Source organism: Sphingomonas sp. LT1P40, from assembly GCF_036663835.1.
Lineage (GTDB): Bacteria > Pseudomonadota > Alphaproteobacteria > Sphingomonadales > Sphingomonadaceae > Sphingomonas.
In genome coordinates, this window is the sequence record NZ_JAXOJT010000002.1 from 1 (window position 1) to 24,392 (window position 24,392).

Here is a 24,392-nt window from a genome sequence, read left to right on the forward strand (position 1 = left end):
GTCGTTATGCGTGGTGATGTCGTAGCTGTCGCCCGGGCTGGCCAGTAGCCCGATCGTGTCGATGTTGCGCAGCGTCGTCGAGCCGAGCACCAGCGCGTTCGCCCCGGCATAATCGCCACGCAGCCCGACCTGATCGTTGATCCCGGTCCCGCCGTCGATGCTGTCGCTGGCATCCAGCGCAGCCCCCATCAGGAACGCGTCGTTGGCGGCACCGCCATTGACGCTGTCCGTTCCGCCTTGCGACAAGTCGAAATAGCTGGCTGCGCCGGACGGACCGGTCAGCGTGTCGTTGCCGAACGATCCCCACAGCTGATCGCCCGGACCATCGACACCGACGATTTCAAGTTCGACCCAGACTTCGATGCCGCCCGAAAGTGTGTAGGTGAACCCGTCATTGCCATATGCGTTGAACGCGCCGGTCAGCAGCGCGCGCGCTTCGGACACGAGCGCATTGAATCGGCCATTGGGGTTATAGGTCAGCGTGCCGTCTTCATTGAGCGTGACCCGCGCACCCGACGCCAGCGTTACGGTCTGACCAATCACGATCGCCATGCCGTCGATCGCGTCGATCGTTTCAGCAACGCCGCCGTCCGGATCGACGTCGTTGGCACGCACGTCGATCACGACGGTCGCGTCCGCCAGCGTGCTGGCATAATCATCCCCGGGCATCAGCGGCGTGTCGACGGTTTCGATATGGACCGTCACCAAATTGACCGCGCTGGTCCCGCCATCGCCGTCGGTGAGCACGAAGCTGATGTCGCGGTTCTCGGCAGTGTCGAAGGAATTGTTGAAATAGATCAGCGAGCGCACGACCTGTTGCACCGCGCCAGCTGTGGCGAGCGCAGTGAAGGTCACCACCAACGGCTGTCCATCGTCGCCGCCGGTATAGGTGCCGACCAGCAGCCCGTTGTAAAGGATCGTGCCGCCAATCGCGGTGATGCCGATCTGCGCACCGATGAACACGCCTTCGTCCGCCGAAGCACCATCGACGAACGTCACCACCAGTTGCCCGTCCGCGAAATCGGCGGAATCCGCGTCGGTGACGATCGCGGCCTCGGCGATGGCGCGATAGCTTGCCTCGTCCGCCTCGATCACGGCAGCAAGCTGAAGATCGAGCACCGGATCGAAGTTCGATGTCGTGAAGCCGAAATTCAGCTGGATGCTGCCATTGGTCGAGTTCGACTGCGCGCCATAGCTGGAGTTGTTCCACAGGATTTGCGCGTTGCCAGTGCCATTGGCGATGACCAGGTCAAGATCACCGTCACCGTCGAGATCGCCGAAACTGGTCGTGCCGTTGAACGGGACCAGACCGGCAAACGGATTGGCGGACCCGTGTCGCTCGACCAAACCGCCCCCGACATTCTCGTAATAGCGCGCACTGCCACCTGCCGAAATCGCATCGAGATCGCCGTCGCCGTCATAGTCGATCAGGAATGGCTGGCCGTACGGGTCTGATCCCGGAAACCCGGTCTGCCCCGTATACGCGCCGATCTGCGTCGAAATATGGCCTCCGCCGCCGACGTTCAGACGCAGCGTGATCCAGCCAATAGCGGCGAGAACCTCGACGGTCCCGTCCGCGCTGATGTCGCCGGCAGCCAGATAGGTATCTCTGCCATAAAGTGTCAGATCGCTGCTAAAAACTTCGGCGAAATCGGCGACGTAGTGGAACGTCCCATCCCCAAGATTGTAAGAAACGGCAATGCCGCGGCTGGCGGGACTTGGGCCATGACTCGCCCAGAAAAAGTCGAGATCGCCATCGCCGTCCATATCGGCAAGCGCGCCGGTTATCCCGGTCGAAGTGCCGGTGCGCGCATCACCCAATAACGCGAAGCCACCATTCTGGTCGTTGAGGTAAACGCGCGTCGCGGAATCGACGATGTCGGCGTCCCGAACATACCAAAGCCCGTCCTCGAACTGGGCATATTCGATACTGGTGAAAGTCTCGGTCAACAGGTCGAATTCGTAATCGTCATATCGGACGAGGTACCATTCGCCCGTTTTCACCGTGACGCCCGTCAGGATCAGGTCGGCATAGCCATCGCCGTTCAAATCGCCCAGCACCGGACGGAACACCGCGGAGGTGACCAGCGCACCGATGTCATAGGTCGGATAATCCGCCCCGACGACCTGCTCCCATTGCCCGGCATTCGCCGCCGCGACGCCCGCGCCATCGACCAGTGCGATGTTCAGGCTGTGGTCGCTGACCGCGCCGCCCTGCCCCAATTGATAGGCCAGCCGCCCGGTCACTGCCGTCACCGCATCCGCACTCGCCGCTTCGTTGAACGCGACGGTAAAGTTGGTGCCATTGCCCCCGCTGACGGTCCCGATCTCGACCCCGCCAAAGAACAGGGTCGAACCGCTGACGCCAACCTCGCCCGCGCCATTGCCTTCGTGCAGGATCGAGATGCGGTCATAGGCGGCCACGCCGGTCACGCTCAGCGTGCCGCCCGGCGTCCAGTTCGCCGCGTCGGTGAAATAAATCGCGCCGTTCAGCAATTGCGGTGCCGCCCGCGCCGTCGCCGCATCGTCCAGATCGAAATCGGCCGCGATCCCGCCGACCCGCGCCGGGGCGGCATCGCCCGGCCCGTCGACGCCGGTGACCGTCACGCTGACCGTCGCAGTGCTCCCGTCGATCGAATAGGTGAAGCTGTCGGTCGCGGTGGAGGCCAGCCCGGTCGCGGCCCCCGTGCCAGGCGACACCAGCCGGTCGAACGCGTTGCCGGGGTTATAGATGAACTGCCCGTCCGCGCGCGCCTCCAGCGTCGCGCCAGATGGCAACGTGACTGTCGTAACCGGACCCGAAATCGAAACACCGTTGATCGCCGACACCGCAACCGAACGATTTTCGGGATTGAGATCGTTGGCCAGCCCCTGAATCGTGGCCGTCCCGGTCGCCAGCGTCGTCGCCAGATCGTCCACCGCGATGATCGTGTCGGTCACCGAATTGATCGTCAGCGAAACCGTGACCGGCTCGCTCAGCGTCGTGCCGTCGTTCACGCGATAGGTGAAGCTGTCGATGCCATGATAGTTGGCGGTCGGCGTATAAGTGAAACTGCCATCGGCGTTCAGCGTGAGCGACCCGTGCGCCGGCCCGCTCGCCAGCACCGCCGTCAGCGTGCCGGGGATCGTGTCGTTGAGCAGCACGCCAGTAGCCGCGTTGGTGACCAGCGGCTGATCCTCGTCGATCGCATAGGCATCCGGCGCAACGGTTTCGGGAAAGGTGAACGCCAGGTCGATGCTGCCGTCGGTCGAATTCGACTGCGCGCCATAGCTGGAGTTGTTCCACAGGATCTGCGTCGCGCCATCGGGGCCGACGATCACCAGGTCCAGGTCGCCGTCCGCATCCAGATCGCCGAAGCTGTTCCAGTTGTTGAACGACAGCAGGTTGGTGAACGGATTGTCCGCGCCATGTTGCAGGACGAACTGCCCGTCGCCGACATTCTCGAAATAATGTGCGTTGATCCCCAGCGAGAGGGCATCGAGGTCGCCATCGCCGTCATAGTCGAACAGAAACGGTTTTCCGAAAAAGTCCTCGCCGGAATAGGCTCCTGGCAGCATCCACACCAAGCCATAACCGCCAACATCGAGCCGGAAGGTACCATATGCGATGCCAACATTGATCTCGGCCGTTCCGTTTCCGTCGACGTCTCCGGCGGCAACATAAGTGTTCACGTCAAAACCGCCGTCGCTCAGCAAGGAGCTCTCTGTGCCGGCGACCTGAGTGACATAATGAAATGTCCCGTCCCCCAGATTGTACGAGACAAACACAGATCGAACCATCCGGCTCGGCCCGAGCGACGACCAGAACAAGTCCAGGTCGCCATCGCCATCGACATCGGCAAGCGCGCCGTTGATACCGGTCGAAGTGCCGGTGCCCGCATCACCCAGCTCAGTGAAGCCGCCATTCTGATCGTTGATATAAACTGCCGTCGCAGATTGGACGTCGTCGGCATCGCGGATCCACAGGGTTCCGTCCTCCCGGACCTCATATTGCGGGCTCGTGATATTTTCCTGCCACTCGTTGAAGGCCGGGTCACTTTCATCGACCAGACGCCATTCCCCAGCGGGAACCGTGACCCCGGTAAGGATCAAATCGGCATAGCCATCGCCATTCAGGTCGCCCAGCACCGGACGGAACAGTGAAGAGGTCACCAGCGCGCCGATGTCATAGTTCGGGTAATCCGCCCCCGCGACCTGCTCCCACTGCCCCGCATTCGCCACCGCGACGCCCGCGCCATCGACCAGCGCGATGTTCAGGCTGTGGTCCGTAACGATCCCGCCCTGCCCCAGCTGATAGGCCAGCCGTTCGGTCACCGCCGTCACCGCGTCCGCGCCAGCCGCGCCGTTGAACGTCACCGTGAAGTTCGTGCCTTCGCCGCCGCTGACCGTCCCGATCTCGACGCCACCAAAGAACAGGGTCGATCCGCTGACGCCAACTTCGCCTGCGGCATTGCCCTCGTGCAGGATCGAGATGCGGTCATAGCTTGCGACGCCGCTCACCGTCAGCGTGCCGCCCGCCACCCAAGTCGCAGGATTGACGAAATAGATGTTGCCGTTGAGCAGCCGGGGTGCCGAACGAGCCGCGCCTCCGTCCGAAAACGTGACGTCGGCGGCGATACCGCCAATTCTGGTCCCAACCATCTATGTTCCCCGCGGGCCGCGTCATGCGCCGGTCTGACGCCGCTGGACCGCGCGTAAAGGGCCGCACGCTCCGTTGCCTGCGCGCGGTCTAGGAACATCAAATTTCGTAATCAATGAAACAAGTTGGTAAGAATTTGGCCATTTCGCAGAAATCGGCACAAATCCGCCATTCCTGGAAAATTTCGCGTTAAATAAATTAGTTGCGACCCCGTGTTGACATTGGCAAACCCCCTTACTCAAAATGGGGCACGCGCAGTGGGATTGACCGAGAATCTGCCTTCGCCATCGGGCAGCCCGCGCTTTCGGACTGCCGACGATCTGTTGCATCACCGCCATTTCCCGGCGGCGATCGACAGCCTGATCGACGGTCTTGCCAGCCTGTATGGCAATGATTTGCGGCTGGTGCGCACGCTGTTCGAGTTTCAGCGCGCCGTCACCTTTATGATCGCCGTGGGCATCGACGCCATGCAGCGCGAAGGTGACGCCGAACTCAGCGTGGCCACCCTGGCCGATGCCGCTGCGCTGATGGGGATCGGTCCGGTGCGCGTCGTGCGGCGCTTCGTCGATGAATGGCGCGAGGACGGGCTGATACTGGCCGACCCCATGCCCGATGACCGCCGCCGTCACCGCCTGCGCGCGACCGAACGGATGCTGGCGATCGACCGCGAATGGCTCGCGGCATTCCACGCCCCATTGCTCGAACTGGCGCCAAACGAACCACGCTTTCGTGCTGCAGTGGTACGCGATCCGGACTATCATCACGACTATCGCTATGTCAGCCAGCAAGCCCTTGCGCTCGCCAACCGGGTGATGGTCGAGAATCCGCCAGTGGACTTCTTCATGCACCACACGTCCGGCGCGCGGCTGCTGGCGGTGCTGCTGCAGGCGGCGCGCGGCAATGCCGATGGTTGGACCCCGGCCGGATTTTATTCGGCGGCGGCCACACGGACCGCAACCTCGCGCGTACAGGTTCGCGCCGTCCTGCATCTGGCGCGGGATCGGGGACTGGTCGAACTGTCGGACAGGGTCGAGGGGCGCGTGCGGGTGTCGCCGGTGCTGCAAACCGGCTTCGCCAAATGGGCGGCGCATGCGCTGCTCGCGGTCGATCTGGTCTCCGCCTTCAGCATCGCGGATGCGCACCGGCGCAGGCGCTGATTATCGCGCCTGTGCCAGAATGAGGGGCATCGGGTGACTGCAGCGCGACCGACGACAGATATTTTGGCGGAGAGTTCGGCCTGATGCGTCTAATGGTGCATCGACAGCTTTGGACGAACACAGCGTGACCACCGCAACGGGCAAGGATATCGTCAATCTCAGCCGGGAGTTTCGTCCCGCGCTGATGGCGTATTTTCTGCGCCGCGTGTACGATCATGCCGAGGCCGAGGATCTGACGCAGGAGGTGTTCGCGCGCATTTCCAGCCAGCCCGACATGACGATGCGATCGGGCAGCGCCTATCTGTTTCAGGTCGCCGCCAATCTGTTGCGCGATCGCGCACGGCGGCAGCGCATCCGCACCAGCTATCGCCAGACGCTGGCGGAAACCGATGGGCTCGGGGTCGAGCTGATCGATCCGTATCGCGTCACCGCCGCGCGCCACTCGATCGCGGCGATGCGCGCGGCGCTCGACGAACTCGACGCCACCACCGCCGCCATCTTCGTGCTTTATCGACTGGAATATATGAGCAAGGACATCATTGCCGACAGTTTCGGCATCACGGTTCGCACCGTGGAAAAGTACCTGACCAAAGCAATGGCGCATCTGACGGCGCGGTTCGGGGACGAATTGTGAGCAGCGCGACGATGCACTCCGATCAGCTGGAAGCGGCAGCCGATTGGTGTCTGCGCGTTGCGGAAGGGCCGCTGACGCCCGGCGAACAGGCTGCGTTCGAGCGCTGGGCCGACGAAGCGCCGGAGAATCTGGCAGCGTTCGAGCGATCGGTGGCGGCGTGGCGGCAGTTCGGCGATGCCGCGACATCGCCCGAATTCATCGATGTGCGCGAGCGGGCGCTTAGCGTCTATCGCCGTCACAACCAGCGGCGCTGGGCGCGGCGGGTGATCGGCGTGCGCACGCTGGTGGCGATCGCCGCGTCGCTGCTCGCGGTGATCGGCGTGACCTTGTGGATACAGACGCGGCCCGAAATCTACCAGACCGGCGTCGGCGAGCGGCGCGTGGTGATGCTCGACGACGGATCGCGCGCCTCGCTCGATGCCGCGACCCAGGTGGATGTGCGGATGCACGGCGACCGGCGCGAACTGCATTTGCTGGCCGGACGCGCCAAATTCGATGTCGCCAAAGACCCGCTGAAACCGTTCAGCGTCCGGGTCGGCAACAAGATGGTCGTGGCGGTCGGCACCGCATTCAGCGTCGAACTGCTCAATGGCAAGATGCGCGTCATTCTCTATGAGGGTCGCGTCGCCATTCTCGACCTGCCCGCATATGGCGGCAAGGCGACCCCGGTGCGCATCGAGCAAGGCGAGCGCAAGGAACGGACGCTGACACCCGGGCGTGAACTGATCGCAGACATGGCTGGTCCGGAGGCGCGCATCGCCCCCGCCGATCTCGGCCGGTCACTGGCGTGGGAGGCGGGGCAGCTGGTGTTCGAGGACGAACCGCTTGCGCTCGCGGTCAGCCGGATCAATCGCTACTCCGCGCGTCCGGTGATCCTGAAGGGTGCGACCGGGCGGCTGCGGCTGAACGGCGTGTTCAACACCGGTGATGTCGAGGCGTTCGCGGTTGGGGTCGAGGAAACACTGCCGGTGCGCGTGACGCGCGACGACGGGGCGGTGACGATCATGCCCCAGTAAAGCCAACGCTTTTTTGGTCCCGCATCTTTGTGAAATCTGGACCGGGCGGTGTTTTTTGAGTGGCGCGTCTAATCTCTTGCAGGCGTGGGAAACGCCGCTTCAGGGGGACATGATATGACCATGACGCGAAAGATCAGCCGGGCAGCTCAGGCGGCGGCGGCGATTGCGCTGACGATGCCGGTGGTGGCGATCGCACAGGCACAGACCTACAGCTTCGACATTCCGGCGCAGGATCTGGGCAGCGCGCTGCGCAAGTTCGCACAGACATCGCGTCAGCAGGTTTCGTTCAGTGGCTCGCTGGTGCGCGGACGCAACAATGTCGCGTTGCGCGGCAATCACAGCGTCGATGGCGGTCTCTCCATCCTGCTGCGTGGCACCGGCCTCACCGCGCGCCGAGCGGGTCGGGGCGTGCTGGTGATCCAGCGCGCCGACGCGGTCGTGACTCCCGCCGCGATGCAGACCGAAGCGACCGGCAGCAGCGGCGCACAGATCGAGCGCGTTTCGGACGGCGGGGTCGAGGACGATGTCGTCGTCACCGCGACCAAGCGTTCGGAACCGCTGCGCAGCATCGCCGGCAGCGTCAGCGCGCAAACCGGTGCGCAGCTCGCGGCGATCGGCGCACAGGAATATCGCGATTACCTGCCCCGCGTCCCCGGTGTCGCCTTTAACGAAGGCCCGCCCCAGAACGCCACGGTCGTCATCCGTGGCGTCGGCACCACCGCCGGGCTCGACCAGGGACAGGGGACGACCGGTTATTTCATCAACGACATTCCGCTGACCGAACCCGGCTATGCCGTCATCATCCCCGATATCGACGCATTCGATGTCGAGCGGGTCGAGGTGCTGCGCGGGCCGCAGGGGTCGTTGTTCGGCTCCGCATCCTTGGGTGGCGCGATCAACTATATCGCCAGCCTCGCCGATGCGTCGGGCTTCGACGCCGCGATCGAGACCGCGCTGACCACCACCAAGAACGGTGCCGGACAATTGGGCTATCGCGCAAAGGGCATGGTCAACGTGCCGATCATCGCCGATAAGCTCGCCGCGCGCCTGACCGTCACGCAGCGTGTCGATCCCGGCTATATCGACAATGTCGGCACGGGGGTCGACGGATCGAACGATGTCGCCAATCTGGGCGTGCGCGGGTCGATCGTGTTCACGCCGGACGTGGATACCAAAATCAGCTATCTCGGCCTCTATTATCGCACGAAAAGCGACGACAAGAGCTTCTCTCAGCTTGCCATCGGCGAACTGGCGCGCAGTTCGGCGTTTCCGGAAACCGAACGCTATCTGACACAGATCCACTCGCTGCGCATGGATCATGATTTCGGCGCGGCGAACGTGTCGTTGCTGGCGTCGTACAACCACAAGGATGGCGATCTCTATTTCGACTTCACGCCATTTTACGGTTTTGTGAACCCCGGCAAGAACCATGTCTTTCTGCAAGCCGGAACCAGCAAGACCTGGTCGTTCGAGGGGCGTGTTGCATCCTCCAAAGGCGAGGTGTTCGACTGGCTGGTCGGTGCCACTTACATCAACACCGAAAAGCTGTTCGAGGAGCATCTGACCTCCCCCGGCGTCGCCGCCGCGCAACCTGCGGCGGCGGCTGCCGGACTGATTATCGGCGACGAATATTATTATGGCGACGGCGCGACCAAGGGCGAAGAGTCGGCGATCTTCGGCGAGGCCAGCCTGCATTTCGGCAAGCTGACGCTGACTGCCGGCGGGCGGCTGTTTGAGAACCGTCAGACCCGCTCGGGCAAGCAGATATTGTTCTTCTTCCCCACCCCCAACATCACCCTGCCCCAGACGCTGCGCGACGATGGTTTCACGCCCAAGGCATCGGTCAAATACACCTTCAACAGCGATGCGATGGTCTATGCGCTGGCGTCGAAGGGGTTTCGCTTCGGTTCGCCCAATCTGGGTCTCCTGCCGCTCGCCGGGTTCGTGACGCCCGATGGCACGACATCGGACACGTTGTGGAATTACGAGGTGGGAACGCGTCTCTCCTTCCTCGACCGCAAGCTCCAGATCGACCTCACGGGGTTCTATATCGACTGGACCAACCTCCAGGTCCGCCTCGTCCGGCCCGACAATTTCACTTATGGCGCAAATGCCGGTGCGGCGGAGATCAAGGGCGTCGAGGCCAGCGTCAATCTGCGGCTCGGCGGGTTCAGCTATGTCGTGAACGCGACCTATCTGGACGCGAAGATCACCGAATCGATCCCGACCGCCAGCGGTCTGATCGCGGCGGGCAAGCGGCTGCCATCGGCGGCGGAATGGCGCATCTCGAACACGCTGAGCTATAATTTCGGCGGGGATGCACAGCCGGTGGTGACGTTCCTGCACCGCTATGTCTCGGATTCGCCGGGCTATCTCAACGACGCTACGATCTTCCCCGCTTACCATTTGTTCGATGCACGCGCGTCGGTAAAGCTGGCGGACATCGACCTGTCGCTGTTCGTGAACAATATCGGCGACAAGCGCGCGATCACCTTCGGCTATTCCGGCGGCGCGGGGGCGGAGCAATTCTATGTCCGCCCGCGCACCTTCGGCGTCCAGGCCGGCTGGTCGTTCTGACATGAACCGGCGTCAGGCATCCGCATCGCTCTTCGCTCTCACCGCCGCGATGTTCGCACGGACGCCGGACGCATTCGCGGCGGCAGGGAAATGGCCCCTGCCGCCGCAGCCCCCGCGAAGGCCGCAAAGCGTCGGCAATTTCGGGCACAAGCGCATCGACGACTATGCGTGGATGCGTCCCGCCGACTGGCAGGCGGTGCTGCGCGATCCCTCGACGCTCGACGCGCCGATCGCGGCGGCGGTGAAGGCCGAGAATGACTATACCGACGCGATGCTCGCCCCCGCCGCGCCGTTGGTCGCCAAACTGCGCGCGCGCGCCGACGCCCTCTACGCCATCGACGATCAGAAGCTGGAAGTCGAGGATGGCGGTTATCTCTATTACACGCGCAAATCGGCGGTCGACGATCAGGCCGCCTATGTCCGTCGTCCGGTCGCGGGCGGGCCTGAGCAGCTACTGATCGACGTGGGCGCAGAGGCGGCGAACAAGCCGTTCTTTGCAATCCACTGGAACGGCGTCGTGCGCAGCCCGGACGGAAAGCTGTTCGGATGGGCACAGGATCTGACCGGCTCCGGCATCTTCCAGCTGCGCGTGCGCGACATGGCGACGGGCAAGCTGGTGGTGGACGATCTGAACGAAGGTCATGGCGGGATGGCCTTCGACCCCGCCGGACGCTATCTCTATTGGGTCGGGCGCAACGCCACCGGCACCGCCAATTCGGTGTGGCGGCGCGATATGCAGACCGGCGCCGACGTAAAGCTTCATGCCGAGGACGATCCCTCCTTCTTCATCGACCTGCGCACGCTGAAATCGGGCAAGTTCGTAATGTTCCGCATGATGAACGGCGCGCAGACCGAGGCATGGCTGATCCCCGCCGGGGAGCCGGAGCGCAAGCCGATCCTGGTGGCGAAACGCGCGCCCGATCTGCGCTACGATGTCGAGCATTGGAATGACCAACTCGTCATCCTGACCGATGCCGATGGCGCGACCGACCAGAAGCTGATGACCGCACCGGTCGAAACACCAGGCAAGGCGCATTGGAAGCCGCTGGTTGCGCATCAACCGGGGCGCTTCATTGCCGCGATTCACCCGTTCCGCGATCATCTGGTGCGGGAGGAATGGCGCGATGCGCTGCCCCGGCTGGTGGTGATGGGCCGCGACGGCAAAGAGCGGAACGTTGCGTTCGACGAGCCCGCCTATGCGCTGACCATGCCATCGGGTCAGGGCTGGGACGTGGCCGCGCCTGCATTTTCCTATCAGTCGCCGCGCCTGCCCAAACGTGCCTATCGTCTGACGCTGGCCGATGGCCGCGCGTCGCCGACCCATGCGCCGAAACCCACCCCCGGCTACGATCCTGCCCGCTATGTCGTCGAGCGGATCGTGGCGAAGGCGGATGACGGCGCGCTGGTGCCGATCACCTTGCTGCGCGCAAAGGGCGCGGTGCGCGACGGCAAGGCACCGTTGTTCCTCTACGGATACGGTTCATATGGCGCGACGATCGATGCCGATTTCCGCCCCGGTGCGCTGGCGCTGGTCGATCAGGGCTGGACCTGCGCCATCGCGCATGTACGCGGCGGGGCGGAGCGCGGCAATGACTGGTGGCGGTCGGTGCTGCGCAAGGGGAAGAAGAGGACGTTCACCGATTTCATCGCTTGTGCCGAGCATCTGATTGCGCAGCGATATACTGCGAAGGGGCGCATCGTCGCGCATGGCTATTCGGCGGGCGGCCTGTTGATGGGTGCGGTCTATGTGATGCGGCCCGATCTGTGGGCCGGCGTGATCGCGCAGGTGCCGTTCGTCGATCCGCTCAACACGATGGACTATTTCGAGAGCCATCCGCTGGGCACCACCGCATTGCCGATCTGGGGCGATCCGCGCATTCCTGCCGAGTTCGCCTATATCGCCAGCTATTCGCCCTACGACAATCTGAAGGCGGCACCCTATCCGGCGTTGCTTGCCACCGGCAATGTCGCGGATGAGCGGGTGTCGTTCTTCGAGCCGCTCAAGTTCGCGGTGAAAGCGCGCCATCTGACGACCGCGGGCAACCCGGTGATGGCCAAGATCAGCATGATCGGCGGCCATGTCTTTCCGGCGGGATCGGAAGCCGCCCGCGCACAGGACGCGATGTTCGGCGGCTTTGCGATCTGGGCGGCGGATCGCAAATGGGGTGCCGTGCCACAGCGTTGACGATCACGACCGATCTCGCCATCCCCCGGCAAGCGCCTTGAACAGGTCAATCTGTGCACTTGCGATGTTCGCGTCGGTCGCCGCAAGTTGCGCCTCCGCTTCAGCAAAGCTGCGTTCGGCATCAAGCAAGACGAGGCCGTCAACCTGCCCTTCGCGCTGCTGCGCGCGGACGATGCGCGCGGCCCGTTCAGCGGCGTCGCGCGCGGCCTGAAGCGCGATGCGGCGGTCAAGCGTGCGGGCATAGACCGACAGCGCGGTTTCGGTTTCCCGAAGCGCGCCCAGCACGGCACCGTCGAACGTCGCCAGTTCGGCGCGGGTGTCTGCTTCCGCGCCAGCAATCCGCGCGCGGGCGGCGGCGTGGTCGGTGAACGACCAGTTGATCAGCGAGCCGAGCAGCCAGCGGAGGGGGCCGCCGCCGAAAACGTCGCCGATATTGCTGCCGGTCGAGCCGATCGATGCGCCCAGGGTGATGCGCGGATAGAGATCGGCGGTGGCTACGCCGATCCGTGCGGTCGCGGCGGCGAGGCGGCGTTCGGCCGCGCGGATGTCGGGGCGGCGTGCGAGCAATTGCGCACCGTCGCCGACCGGAATCGGCTGGTCGAGCCGCAGCGTGGAGACACGCTGCGCGGCGATCGGGGGCAGTTCGGACGGGGCGCGGCCGGTTAGCGTGGCAAGCCGGAACAACGCTGCGTCGCGCTCCGCTGCGAGCGCTGGAATGTCCGCCTCACGCTGGTTGCGTAGCGTAGCGATGCGCGCGGTATCGAGGCCTGTGGTCAGCCCGACTTCGCGGCGCCGATCGGTGAGGGTGAGCGATCGATCGAGCAAGGCGACGATCCGTCCCGCCACCGCGATGCGTTCGGCGGCAGACGCAGCGTCGGCATAGGCACGCGCGGTTTCGGCAACGACCGCGATGCGCACGGCTTCGACATCGGCTTCCGCCGCGCCAAGCTCGCCGCGTGCCGCCTCGACGCTGCGCGATACCCGGCCGAACAGATCGACTTCATAGGCGACGTCGAGCCCGGCATCGATCGACCAGTCTTCGCGCCGCGTACCGGGGCCGCGCTGGCTTTCCGATGCGCGCCCGTAATTCGCGCCGGCGCCGACGCCGACTTCGGGCAAGCGGTTGGTACGGACTTCGCGGAGCATGGCGCGTGCCTTGTCCAGCCGCGCGACCGCGACGCGGATATCGGTGTTGGCGGCGCGTGCATCGGCGATCAGCTGGTCGAGCACCGGATCGTCGTACAGCCGCCACCAGTCGGCAGCGACGGGCGCGAGTGGATCAACCGCCGGGCTGGTCGCCGCGACAAACTTGCCCGCGGCTGCGGACGGGGTTTGCGGCGCGGCATAATCGGGGCCGGTGGCACAGGCGGCGAGTGCCAATGCGGAAGCGGCAGTCATCAGGTTGCGAAACATGGCTTGCGCCTTTCTTAATTATTCGGCGGGCTGCAGGTCGGCGGCTGGCGTGGGGCGCGAGCGCCCCATCCGGTAGGCCAACGCGCGGCAGGCGACGTAGAAGGTCGGCGTGAAGACGAGCCCGAACAGGGTGACGCCGATCATGCCGTAGAACACCGCCGTCCCCAGTGCCTGACGCAGTTCCCAGCCCGGGCCCGATGCCGTCACCAGTGGCAGCACGCCGAGGATGAAGGCAAAGCTGGTCATCAGGATCGGACGAAGCCGCACACGTGCCGCCTCGACCGCTGCCTCCAGCGCGGTGGCCCCGCGTTCCTCGGCCTGTTTGGCGAACTCCACGATCAGGATCGCGTTCTTCGCCGCCAGACCGATCAGCACGATCAGGCCGATTTGCGTAAGGATATTGTTGTCCAGCCCGCGAATGTTCACGCCCAGCATCGCCGCCAACAGCGTCATCGGCACGATCAGGATGATCGAGATCGGCAGCATCAGGCTCTCGAACTGCGCCGCCAGCACCAGGAAGACGAACACCACCGACAGCGCGAAGACAAGCGCCGCGACATTGCCCGCCGCCTTTTGCTGAAAGGCGAGATCGGTCCATTCCGCCGCAAACCCCTGCGGCAGATCCTTGGCGATGACCTCCATTCGCGCCAGCGACTGGCCGGTCGAATAGCCGGGCGCGGTGTCGCCATCGACCTCGACCGCGGGGAACAGGTTGAAGCGCGTCACGCGATACGGGCCGGTGCGATCCTGAAAGGTCGCCACCGCGCCGATCGGCACCATCCCGCCACTGTTCGACCGCGTCTTCAACTGCGCGATGTCGGCGGGATCGTCACGGTACTGCGCGTCGGCCTGCGCCGTCACACGGAAGGTGCGGCCGAGCAGGTTGAAGTCATTGACATAGGATGAGCCGAGATAAACCTGCATCGCCTCGAACACGCGCGCTGCGGGCACGCCGAGCATATCGGCCTTGGCACGATCGATATCGGCATAGACGCGCGGAGTCGCGGTGTTGAACAGCGTGTAGACGTTGGCCAACTCCTTGCTCTTGTGCGCCTCGCCGATCACCCCACCGGCGGCCTTTTCGAGCGCCTCGTAACCCGCGCCGCTGCGGTCCTGAACCATCATGCGATAGCCGCCGCCATTGCCGATGCCCTGGATCGCGGGCGGCGGCAGGACGAAGGTGAACGCTTCGTTGATGTCGGCTAGTGCGCCGCGCATGCCCGCGACAATATTCGCTTCCGTCATGTCGGTCCCGGCACGCTCGGCGAACGGCTTGAACGTGATATAGGCGGCCGCACCGTTCGATGCCTGGGTGCTCGATGCGCCGTCGAAACCGGAGAACATGACTGCAGCCTCGGTGCCGGGCACTTCGAGCAGCTTCTTCACCGCATTCTTCAGCACGCGGTCGGTTTCCTGGATCGAACTGCCCGCAGGCAACTGGATCGCGGCGAGGGCATAGCCCTGGTCCTGCGCGGGAATGAACCCGACCGGGGTGGACCAGAAGATTGCGCCGGTTGCCAGCACCAGCCCGCCATAGACCGCGAACATACGCTTCGGGGCCGCTGCCAGACGCGCAGTGATCGCCGCATACCACTCACCGAGCCGGTCGAAGTGGCGGTTGAACCATGCCCCCGCCCGCCACGTCCAGCGCCGCCAGCCGCGCTCCGGTACCACCTCCAGCTTGGGCCGGAGCAGCATCGCGGCGAGCGCAGGCGACAGTGTGAGCGAGAGAACCAGCGAGATGATCGTCGCGCTAGCGATCGTCACCGCAAACTGGCGATAGAATTCGCCGGTGATACCGGTGAGGAAGGTGGTCGGCACGAACACCGCGCACAGCACCAGCACGATCGCCACCAGCGCCGCCGACACTTCGTCCATCGACTTGTGCGCCGCTTCGCGCGGGGAGAGGCCGTGTTCGAGGTTGCGTTCGACATTCTCCACCACGACGATCGCGTCGTCGACGACGATGCCGATCGCCAGCACCAACCCGAACATCGAGAGCGTGTTGAGCGAATAGCCCAGCGACGCCAGCACCGCGAAGGTGCCGATCAGCGACACCGGAATGGCAACGATCGGGATGATTGCGGCACGCCAGCTTTGCAGGAAAACGAGGATGACGAGCACCACGAGCAACACTGCTTCGAGCAATGTCATCGCCACCGCGTCCATCGATTCGCTGATGAACTCGGTCGGGTTCCAGATGATCCGGTATTCAAGACCCTTGGGGAAGCTCTTGGCGGCATCGGCCAGTTCGGCCTTTATGCCTTCGGCTGCTGCGAGCGCGTTGGTGCCAGGGCGCTGCGTGACGCCCATGATGATCGAGTCCTGGCCCGAGAGATAGGCGTTGACGCCGTAATCCTCGGCACCCAGTTCGACCCGCGCAACGTCGCGGACGCGCGTGATCGCGCCGGTGGCGTCGGTGCGGACGATGATGTCGGCGAATTCGTCGGCGGTCTTGAAGCGGCCCTGTGTCTCGACGCTCAGCTGCTGTGTCGCGCCGGTATCGAATGGGGGTTGGCCAACGGTGCCGGATGCGACCTGAACATTCTGTGCGCGCAATGCCGCGACCACTTCACCGGCGGTCAGGCCCAGCTGCGATGTACGACCGGGATCGATCCACACGCGCATCGCATAGTCGCGCGCGCCGAACACCTGAACGTCGCCGATCCCGTCGACGCGCGTCAGCCGGTCCTTGATTTGCGTCAGCGCATAGTTGGAGACATAGCCGCGATCGAGCGACCCGTCGGGCGACAGGACGTTGATCGCCATCAGCCAGGACGGCGACGTCTTGCGCACGACCACGCCCTGCCGCCGCACTTCCTCGGGCAGGCTCGGTTCGGCCAGCGCGACGCGGTTCTGCACCAGCACCTGCGCGGTATCGAGGTCGGTGCCGAGCTTGAAGGTGACGGTGATCGTCACCCGCCCGTCGCCGGTCGATTGCGACGACTGGTACAGCATGTCGTCGACGCCGTTGATCTGTTGCTCGATCGGGGCCGCGACCGTGTCGGCGACCGTCTCGGCCGATGCGCCGGGATAATTGGCGGCGACCGTCACCGTTGGCGGAACGACGGCGGGGAATTGCGACACCGGCAGCCCGAAATAAGCGAAGGCCCCGATGATCGTGATGAGGATCGCGATCACGCCTGCAAAGATCGGGCGGCGGATGAAGAAATGACTGAAACGCATCGGGCAAAGCCTCGGCTTGCGCCGCCCGCTTATGCGCGGGCGGCGCTGATTTCATTGATGTGCGGCGGCGTTAGCGGGCGGTGAGAGTTGCCTGCGATGCGGCCTGTTCGTTGAGCGGCGCGGATGGTGGTGCGCCGGTGCCGCGTGGCGCCTCGATCTTGCCGGCGCGTTCGGTCACCTTCGCGCCCGGTCCGATCATCTGCAGACCCTGAATCACCACCTTGTCGGTCGGTGCCAGCCCCGCGCGAATACTGCGCAGCCCGCCGATGCGTGGACCCGGCGTCACCTGCTTCGCTGCGACGACGCCGTCCTTGCCCACGACATAGACGATTTTCCGCGCCTGATCGGTGCGAACCGCTGCGTCGGGAACGAGCAGCGCGCGCTCGGCCGGACCGCCGGTGAGGCGCATATTGCCGAACATGCCGGGCGTCAGAAAATAGTCCGGATTGGCGATGACCGCGCGGGCGCGGATCGTGCCGGACTGCGCGCTCATGCCATTGTCGGTGAAATCGACCCGGCCAGTGCGGCTATAGCCACTCTCGTCCTGCAGCTTGATCTCCACCTGCTGCGCCGCATCGCCGCCCTTTTGCCGCTCACGCTGTGCCTTCAGGAACAGAGCTTCGGAACTGTCGAAGGTGAAGTAGATCGGGTCGAGCGCGTTGATCGTGGTCAACAACGTGCCGCCAGCGGCATCCGCCGTCGAAACCAGATTGCCCGCATCGACCCGGCGGTCGGAAATGCGGCCGGTGATCGGCGCGCGCACCTGCGTGAACTGAACGTCGAGCGCACGTGCACCGACGCGGGCCTGTGCCGCGGAGAGCGACGCCCGCACCGCGCGGACGCGAGCGGCGAGGCGATCATAATCGCTCTTCGACACGGCGTCCTCGGACAGCAAGCGGCTGGCGCGAGCCAGATCGGCCTCGGCCAATGCGACGTCGCTTTGTGCCTGAGTCACCCCGGCCCGCGCTTCGTTAAGCGATGCCGCGAACGGGCGCGAATCGATCGTGAAGAGCAACTGGCCCTTGCGCACGATCGCACCATCGGTGAAGTGAACGGCGGTGATCGCGCCGGAGACGCGCGGCCGCACCTCGACGCTCTTCGATGCCTCGAACCGCCCGACATAATCGTCCCATTCGGTCAGGTCGCGCGCCAATGGCGTGGCGACAGTCACCGTGGGCGGCGGCGGGGCGGCGATTGCGGGTGCTTCGCGATTGAGGAGACCGACTCCGGCCCCGACTGCGACCAGCGGCAGCACGATTGCCGACGCCCGCTGCCACAAGGGCCTGTCGGAAAAGCGCCGGTGCGGCACGGTGGTTTTCGCCACGGGGGCTGCTTCGATAGGGGAAATCATGTTCATCGTGATTTGCTCCGGACGCGCTTGGCGCGTGCGCTGACGATGCTGCCCGCGAGCAGCTCGTAATGGTGAAGGGTGAAACCGACCGCGAGAAAGGCGCGCACCGCGGACTCGGCGACGCGATAGCCCTGATGCCAGGTCAGCACCGCCAGACGGCGAAGCGCCTCCAGTTTCGGATCGGCAAGCTTGGGATTGGGCCGCCCCCAGAACAAGGTGCCGAGCGCGACCGTCATCCGGCTGGGAGCCTTGAGGGTGGACAACGGATCGCGCTCGGCAAGCGCCACGACCGCCCATTCAAGCGCGGAGAAGCGCGCGGGAACGGGGTCCGGCTCGGGGGAGCGGGTGACGGATTGATCGATGCCCGCCAATGCGGCGGTGCCGAATTCGCCAAAAGACAGATACGCCATGATGCATGCCTCCTTCGGACGAAGTGCCAAGCACCACCGCCCGTTTTTCTACGGTTTTTGGGGAGGCTGCCTGGCGAGAACGCGCATGTTCCCTACGCGACGAAGCGCATGCTCGCCGGACAGCCGTCAGTCATGAATGTCAGTGAACCGGACGTCGCCGTCCGGGATCAGCCCTTACGAAATTTCTCTGTCCGCATCGTTTCCCTTTCGATGCCGAAGCTGCGGTGACGCCGCTCCGCCTTCTGTACTGTATGGTATAGAAAGCGCGCTGCACTGCGTCAAGATCATTTTGTACCGCTCGATATGTTTTTATCGGCGGTCGGGTAAAGCGCTTATTTAGACGGCCACATCGCCATGCTGGTATCGACCAGTCGCTCCAGATCTTCGCGCGTCGCGCCGGCACCGGCCTGAACCGCCATGCCCTGAACGATCGCATAGAGAAAACTGGTCAGCCCCTCGACATCGGCAGTCGCGGGGAGGTCGCCCTCGGCCTTTGCCCGTTCGAGCCGTTCGACCAGCGCCGCGCGCGCGACCTTGCCGCGCTCGAGCACTTCGTGACGGATCGATTCGGCTTCAGCGCCGCACGCGACCGAGCTGATGACGCCCAGACAGCCATGCGGCTCGCAACTGCTGGTCTGATTCGCCAGACTGCCGCACAACAAATGGCGGGCGACTTCACGCGCGGTCGGCTGGTCGAGCGACGCGCCGATATAGCAGAGCTTCTCTTCCTGATAGAGGTCGAGCGCCTTGCGGAACAGCGCCTCTTTATTGCCGAACGCGGCGTAGAGGCTGGGGCGGGTGATGCCCATAGCCTCGGTCAAATCGTTCAGCGATGCGCCCTCATACCCCTTGCTCCAGAATACGTTGAGCGCGGCCGCCAGCGCCGCATCGACGCAGAATTCGCGTGGACGCCCTTTGGCGGGATGGGCAATAACGGTTTCCATATCGGGCGGTATATAATTCGGCTGAACGCCCAGCGCAACCACCGGTGTGAACCCGAACCGCTCAGTCGAGCGCGCGGAACCGGACCGCGACGCCCCCGCCCGGTGCCATCGCCAGACTCATCCGGTCGGCGCGCGTCACGAGTCGCGTTTCCACCGTCAGCGCCAGCGGGCTGGTGCGATAATCCGCCCCCGGCCCGTCCCGGTAGATTTGCGCCTCATAGCGCTTGCCTTCGCTCAGGAAATTGAGCGGCTGGTCGAGCGTGCGGGCGGTTTCATCGGTCACCGCACCCAGAAACCAGTCGCGCCCGTCGCGCGGCTGACGCGCGACCACAGCATAATCGCCGATCGCGGCCTGCAACGTGCGCGAGGTCTCCCAGTCGGTCGGCACGTCGCGGATGAAGCGGAAGGCATCGGGGTGCTTCTCGTAATTCTCGGGCAGGTCCGCCGCCATCTGCACCGGACTGTACAGCACGACATAGAGCGCGAGCTGAGTCGCCAGCGTCGATTGCACGCGGTGGTTCAGATCGCTCTTGCCGTGCGTGATGTCGAAAATGCCGGGCGTATAATCCATCGGCCCCGCCAACATGCGCGTGAAGGGCAGGATCGTGACATGCTCGGGCGGGTTTGTCGGGCGGCCCCAGGCGTTGAATTCCTGTCCGCGTGCGCCTTCTCGGGCGATCATATTGGGGAAGGTGCGGCGCAGGCCGGTATCCTTGACCGGTTCATGCGCATTGACCGCGATGCGGTTCGCGGCCGCGACTTCGGCGACGCGCAGATGGTGGCGGACCATATATTGATCGGCAAACCAGTGTCCCTTGCCTTCGCTGTCCCGGATCGTGCCGCTGGGATGGACATGGCCGGTCTTGACTTGCGTCACGCCCATCCTGCCATAGAGGCGCATCGCGTCCGCCAGCTGCGCCTCGTAATTGGGGACGCCGCCGCCGGTTTCGTGATGGCCGATCAGGCGCACGCCCTTTGTCCGGCCATAGGCGGTGATTCCGGCCAGGTCGAAATCGGGATAGGGTTCGGTGAAGCTGAACTTGTCGCCGTTTGCGATCCAGTCGCCGTCCCAGCCCTTGTTCCAGCCCTCCACCAGCACGCCGTCGAAACCGTATTTCGCGGCAAAATCCATATAGCGTTTCACGTTGGCGGTGTTCGCACCGTGCTTCGGCCCGCTGCCCCAGGTCGATTTCTCGAGATGCATCTCCCACCAGATGCCGACATATTTGCCGGGCTTTACCCAGGAGACATCGCCGAGCTTGTTGGGTTCGTTAAGGTTGAGAGTCAGGCGGCTGTCGGCGAGCGCGGCGGCGCTGTCGCCGATCAGGATGGTGCGCCAGGGCGTGGTGAAGGCGCCGGTTTTGCGCGCGAGCACGCCGTCGGGTGCGGGCATCAGCCACGCGGTAAGCTTGCCTGCGCCGTCACCGGACAGCAGCATGCTGGGAAAATCGACCAGCGCCGCTTCGTGGATCGACAAATGCAGACCATCGCTGCGTCGCAATGTCAGCGGCGATTCCGCCAGCGTGATGCGGCGGGCGTCGGCCTGCGTGTAGAGATACTCGTCGCGATCGGGGCCGAGCGCCTGATACCACCATGACTGATGGTCGCCGACCGGACGGAATTCGGTGCGATCGGCGGCGACCGACACCGCCTGACCGGCGGGGATGTTGGCATAGCTATAGCGAAAGCCGATGCCGTCGTCGAACAGGCGGAATGTGACCTGGACGTTTTTCGTCAACACTGTGTCGCCAGTCAGGGTGACCGCCAATTCCGTATGGCGGTCACGAACCAGCCGCTGCTCGCCCCAAGGCTGTTCCCACGTTGAATCCGCAGAATTGCGACGGGGGGTGGTGAGCGCGGTGTAGCGCGCCGCAGGTTCACCGGCGAAATCCAGGCCAAGCGCGGATGGCGCAATCACCGGCTGACCAGCGCGGCTGACGGCGTAGACCGCACGGCCATTGTCGATGGCTACGCACAGCTCGATCACCTTGTCCGGCGATTGCGCGCATTCGCGCGCCGCGGCGATCGCGGCGGCGGGCAGCAGCGTGGCGGCGAGCGTTGCAACAAGCGGGGTGAGGCGGTTGCGACGATCGCGCAGAAACAATCGGGCAACCTGTGTTGCCACGGGCCGGGCCATGATCCTCTCCCCCTGTCAGCCGGTGCCGCGCCGTTTCGGACGCTGCTTACGGGGCACTATTTGCGTTTTTTTGCGCTATAGGCAACGGCAATATGCAAGCGTAATCAGCAAATATGATGCAAAACTTTGCACTAATCGCCGATCATCATCGCGGGCGCGGGATCGTGAGCGCGACCGCAGCGGCGACAACCATGCAGGCGGCGGCGAGGATGAGCGCGAATTCGGTATGCCCGCCGAACCAAGTCTGCACCACCACGCCCAGCACCGACGCCGCAACCAGCTGGGGCAGCACCAGGAAGATGTTGTGAATGCCCATATACACCCCGCGCTTGGCGGCCGGGAGCGCGTCGGCGAGCATCGCGTAGGGCAGCGACAACACTGCCGCCCACGCGATGCCGAGCCCGAGTGTCGGGAGCCACAGCAACGTCGGATCGCCGAAACCGACGATGCCGAGCAGTCCACCCGCGCCGACCAGCAGGCACGCCGAGTAAGTGAGCCGCCGTCCGATTCGCGCGGCGAGCGACGGGAGCAGCAACGCGGCGAGCGCGGCGACGCCGTTATACTGCGCGAAGATCAACCCGACCCGGTCGGCGGCGAGCGCATAGGCGGCGCTGGCGGGATCGAGCGTGCCGAAATGCCGTGCGGCGACGGCGGGCATGGTGAACACCCATATCGCAAACAAGCCGAACCAGGTGAAGAATTGCACCACTGCCAGCCGTCGCAGCACGGGCGGCATGCGGATCACATCCTCGACGATTTCCAGCACCGGCGGCAGCGCGCTGCCGCGCAGACGATAGCGCACGACCAGCAGCACCAGCACGCCATAGCCGGCGGCGATCGCCGCAAGCACGTGCAGTTCACGATCGTCGAGCCAGAATATCGCGGTCAGCGCGACGAGCAGCGCCGCGCCCAGCCAGCCCCAGCCCCATATCGCCCAGCCACGCGGATCGACCGGGTCCATGCCCCCTTCCGAAGCCTGTTCGAGCGCCACACCGGAGAGCGGCGCGGGCGGGGATTCGCGCGTGGTGAAAACGGTCCACGCAACCGACAGCAGCAGCGCCACTGCACCTGCATAAAAGGCGACGCGGATCGCGGGCGGCAATTGCCCGGCCGCCGCCTGCGCCTCGACCCCGAACCAGTGCGACAACATCCATGGCAAAGCGGACGCGAACACGGCACCCGTGCCGATGAAGAACACTTGGATCGCAAAGCCCAGCGTGCGTTGATCCTCGGGCAACGAATCCGCGACGAGCGCGCGGAACGGTTCCATCACGATGTTGATTGCGGCGATCAGCAGCCACAACATCACGCTTGCCGCCCACAGGCTGGTCATGTGCGGCATGGCGAACAGCACCGCAGCGGAGAGCAAGGCGCCGATCAGCATATAGGGCCGCCGCCGCCCCAATCGCCCCCAGGTCCGGTCGCTGAGATAGCCGATCAGCGGCTGCACCAGCAATCCGGCGGCGGGCGCGGCGATCCACAGGAACGCCAGCTGGTCGATGTCCGCGCCGAATGTCTGGAAGATGCGGCTGGTGTTGACGTTGTGCAGCCCCCACACGATCTGAACGCCGAACAGGCCCAGGCACATGTTGCAGATCGCCCGGATCGACTGCCGCGCGAGCGGAACCTGTGGCAGCTTTTCCATCCTCTTCCCCCGCCCTCGCTTGCCAAGATCGTGGCGAGGTGCATTAACGTTCCGGATACCCCTCAACATAGTATGGCGCGATGAGCAACGGCAACGGAACCACCCGTCTGGAAGACCTTGCCACGCTGGCCGGCGTGTCGGTGTCCACGGCGTCGCGTGCGCTCAACGATCATCCGGCGATCAGCACGCGCACCAAGCAGAAAATCTGGGCGCTGGCGCGTGAGCACGACTATCCGTTTCGCCGCCACATGCCCGCCGGACCGATCGGGGCGGAGGGATCGATCGTGATCGTGACCCCGCATCTGCGCGGGCGCGCGCTGCCGCTGTCGCACCCCTTTTTCCTCGAACTGCTGGCGAGCATCGGCGAGGCGGCACGCGCGCGCGACTGCGATTTCACCGTCAGCCACACCGCCCCCGCCAGCTTCGACGATCTGGTGCTGACCACGACGACGAGCCGCGCCAATGGCGTGATCTTTCTGGGGCAGAGCATGCTGCATGACGAGCTTAACCGGCTGGCCGATATCGGTACCCGCTTCGTCGTGTGGGGTGCACAGATGCCGAAGCAGAAATATTGCTCTGTCGGGTCCGACAATCTGTTGGGCGGACGGCGCGCGACACAGCATCTTGCGCGACTGGGGCGCAAGCGGATCATGTTCCTCGGCACTACCGATCCAGAGGCGATCCTGCGGCGGCGCGGCTATCGTGAGGGGCTGGAGGAAAGTGGCATGACGCTCGACCCCGAGCTGATCGTACCGATCGACTTCGAGATGGAGCCGGCACAGGACGCAGTTGCGCGGCTGCTGCGCCGGAGCATGCGATTCGACGGCATCGTGGCATCGAGCGACTTGATCGCGCTGGGGGCGATCCGCGCGCTGCGCAGCGCCGGCCTTTCGGTGCCGCGCGACGTTTCGGTGGTCGGCTATGACGACATGCTGCTGGCGCGGCTGAGCACCCCGGCGCTCACGACGATCCGACAGGATACGCAGGAGGCCGGACGCATCCTTGTCGGCCATGTGCTCGACCCCACGTCCGACAATCAGCCGCAACTGCTGCCGACCAATTTGATCGTCCGCGAATCTTGCGGCGCCTGAGCGGTGG

14 protein-coding genes are annotated in these 24,392 nt (G+C 64.7%); 6 read left to right on the top strand and 8 right to left on the bottom strand.

Annotated elements, in window-relative coordinates:
• On the bottom strand, positions 1-4,641 hold a 4,641-nt coding region (locus U1702_RS11490), incomplete at its 3' end, for an FG-GAP-like repeat-containing protein (RefSeq protein WP_332724723.1).
• 255 nt (positions 4,642-4,896) lie between these two features.
• Between U1702_RS11490 and U1702_RS11495 the strand changes: the two genes are divergently transcribed.
• The 5 genes from U1702_RS11495 (at position 4,897) to U1702_RS11515 (ending at position 12,208) form a co-directional block, all read left to right on the top strand.
• Positions 4,897-5,796 carry a hypothetical protein gene (locus tag U1702_RS11495; protein WP_332724726.1) on the top strand — a complete coding sequence of 300 codons (900 nt, stop codon included), beginning with the start codon at positions 4,897-4,899 and terminating at the stop codon, positions 5,794-5,796.
• A gap of 124 nt (positions 5,797-5,920) precedes the next feature.
• Positions 5,921-6,430: an RNA polymerase sigma factor gene (locus U1702_RS11500; protein ID WP_332724730.1), complete on the top strand. Its 510-nt coding sequence runs from the start codon at positions 5,921-5,923 to the stop codon at positions 6,428-6,430.
• A gap of 11 nt (positions 6,431-6,441) precedes the next feature.
• Positions 6,442-7,446, top strand: coding sequence for a FecR family protein (locus tag U1702_RS11505; protein WP_332724732.1), 1,005 nt, complete (start codon positions 6,442-6,444; stop codon positions 7,444-7,446).
• A 114-nt stretch (positions 7,447-7,560) separates the two neighbouring features.
• Positions 7,561-10,023, top strand: a complete 2,463-nt coding sequence (locus U1702_RS11510) for a TonB-dependent receptor (protein WP_332724734.1) — start codon at positions 7,561-7,563, stop codon at positions 10,021-10,023.
• Position 10,024: 1 nt separating this feature from the next.
• Positions 10,025-12,208: a prolyl oligopeptidase family serine peptidase gene (locus U1702_RS11515; protein WP_332724736.1), complete on the top strand. Its 2,184-nt coding sequence runs from the start codon at positions 10,025-10,027 to the stop codon at positions 12,206-12,208.
• Between the two features lie 3 nt (positions 12,209-12,211).
• On the opposite strand, the gene U1702_RS11520 is transcribed toward U1702_RS11515, so the two are convergent.
• The 7 genes from U1702_RS11520 to U1702_RS11550 form a co-directional block, all read right to left on the bottom strand.
• A complete protein-coding gene (locus tag U1702_RS11520; RefSeq protein ID WP_332724738.1) occupies positions 12,212-13,621 on the bottom strand; it encodes an efflux transporter outer membrane subunit in 1,410 nt (469 codons plus the stop codon).
• Positions 13,622-13,639: 18 nt separating this feature from the next.
• On the bottom strand, positions 13,640-16,807 hold the full coding sequence (locus tag U1702_RS11525; protein ID WP_332724740.1) for an efflux RND transporter permease subunit: 3,168 nt from the start codon (positions 16,805-16,807) through the stop codon (positions 13,640-13,642).
• 70 nt (positions 16,808-16,877) lie between these two features.
• A complete protein-coding gene (locus U1702_RS11530) occupies positions 16,878-18,164 on the bottom strand; it encodes an efflux RND transporter periplasmic adaptor subunit (protein ID WP_443026836.1) in 1,287 nt (428 codons plus the stop codon).
• Positions 18,161-18,568 carry a hypothetical protein gene (locus U1702_RS11535; RefSeq protein WP_332724744.1) on the bottom strand — a complete coding sequence of 136 codons (408 nt, stop codon included), beginning with the start codon at positions 18,566-18,568 and terminating at the stop codon, positions 18,161-18,163. The genes U1702_RS11530 and U1702_RS11535 overlap by 4 nt, the downstream gene beginning before the upstream one ends.
• Positions 18,569-18,900: 332 nt before the next feature.
• Entirely contained in the window at positions 18,901-19,512 is a 612-nt protein-coding gene (locus U1702_RS11540; RefSeq protein WP_332724746.1) for a TetR/AcrR family transcriptional regulator, read from the bottom strand.
• Between the two features lie 61 nt (positions 19,513-19,573).
• On the bottom strand, positions 19,574-21,649 hold the full coding sequence (locus U1702_RS11545; RefSeq protein WP_332724748.1) for a glycoside hydrolase family 97 protein: 2,076 nt from the start codon (positions 21,647-21,649) through the stop codon (positions 19,574-19,576).
• Between the two features lie 145 nt (positions 21,650-21,794).
• Positions 21,795-23,294 (bottom strand): MFS transporter, encoded by a 1,500-nt coding sequence (locus U1702_RS11550; protein ID WP_332724750.1) that lies wholly within the window; start codon positions 23,292-23,294, stop codon positions 21,795-21,797.
• Positions 23,295-23,374: 80 nt separating this feature from the next.
• Between U1702_RS11550 and U1702_RS11555 the strand changes: the two genes are divergently transcribed.
• On the top strand, positions 23,375-24,385 hold the full coding sequence (locus tag U1702_RS11555) for a LacI family DNA-binding transcriptional regulator (protein ID WP_332724752.1): 1,011 nt from the start codon (positions 23,375-23,377) through the stop codon (positions 24,383-24,385).
• The last annotated feature ends 7 nt before the right edge of the window (positions 24,386-24,392 follow it).

Coding starts and splice junctions, on each gene's coding strand:
- U1702_RS11530 (WP_443026836.1), bottom strand. CDS start 18,164: ATGAACATGATTTCCCCTATCGAAGCAGCCCCCGTGGCGAAAACCACC.
- U1702_RS11525 (WP_332724740.1), bottom strand. CDS start 16,807: ATGCGTTTCAGTCATTTCTTCATCCGCCGCCCGATCTTTGCAGGCGTG.
- U1702_RS11515 (WP_332724736.1), top strand. CDS start 10,025: ATGAACCGGCGTCAGGCATCCGCATCGCTCTTCGCTCTCACCGCCGCG.
- U1702_RS11555 (WP_332724752.1), top strand. CDS start 23,375: ATGAGCAACGGCAACGGAACCACCCGTCTGGAAGACCTTGCCACGCTG.
- U1702_RS11505 (WP_332724732.1), top strand. CDS start 6,442: ATGCACTCCGATCAGCTGGAAGCGGCAGCCGATTGGTGTCTGCGCGTT.
- U1702_RS11510 (WP_332724734.1), top strand. CDS start 7,561: ATGACCATGACGCGAAAGATCAGCCGGGCAGCTCAGGCGGCGGCGGCG.
- U1702_RS11550 (WP_332724750.1), bottom strand. CDS start 23,294: ATGGAAAAGCTGCCACAGGTTCCGCTCGCGCGGCAGTCGATCCGGGCG.
- U1702_RS11540 (WP_332724746.1), bottom strand. CDS start 19,512: ATGGAAACCGTTATTGCCCATCCCGCCAAAGGGCGTCCACGCGAATTC.
- U1702_RS11545 (WP_332724748.1), bottom strand. CDS start 21,649: ATGGCCCGGCCCGTGGCAACACAGGTTGCCCGATTGTTTCTGCGCGAT.
- U1702_RS11535 (WP_332724744.1), bottom strand. CDS start 18,568: ATGGCGTATCTGTCTTTTGGCGAATTCGGCACCGCCGCATTGGCGGGC.
- U1702_RS11520 (WP_332724738.1), bottom strand. CDS start 13,621: ATGTTTCGCAACCTGATGACTGCCGCTTCCGCATTGGCACTCGCCGCC.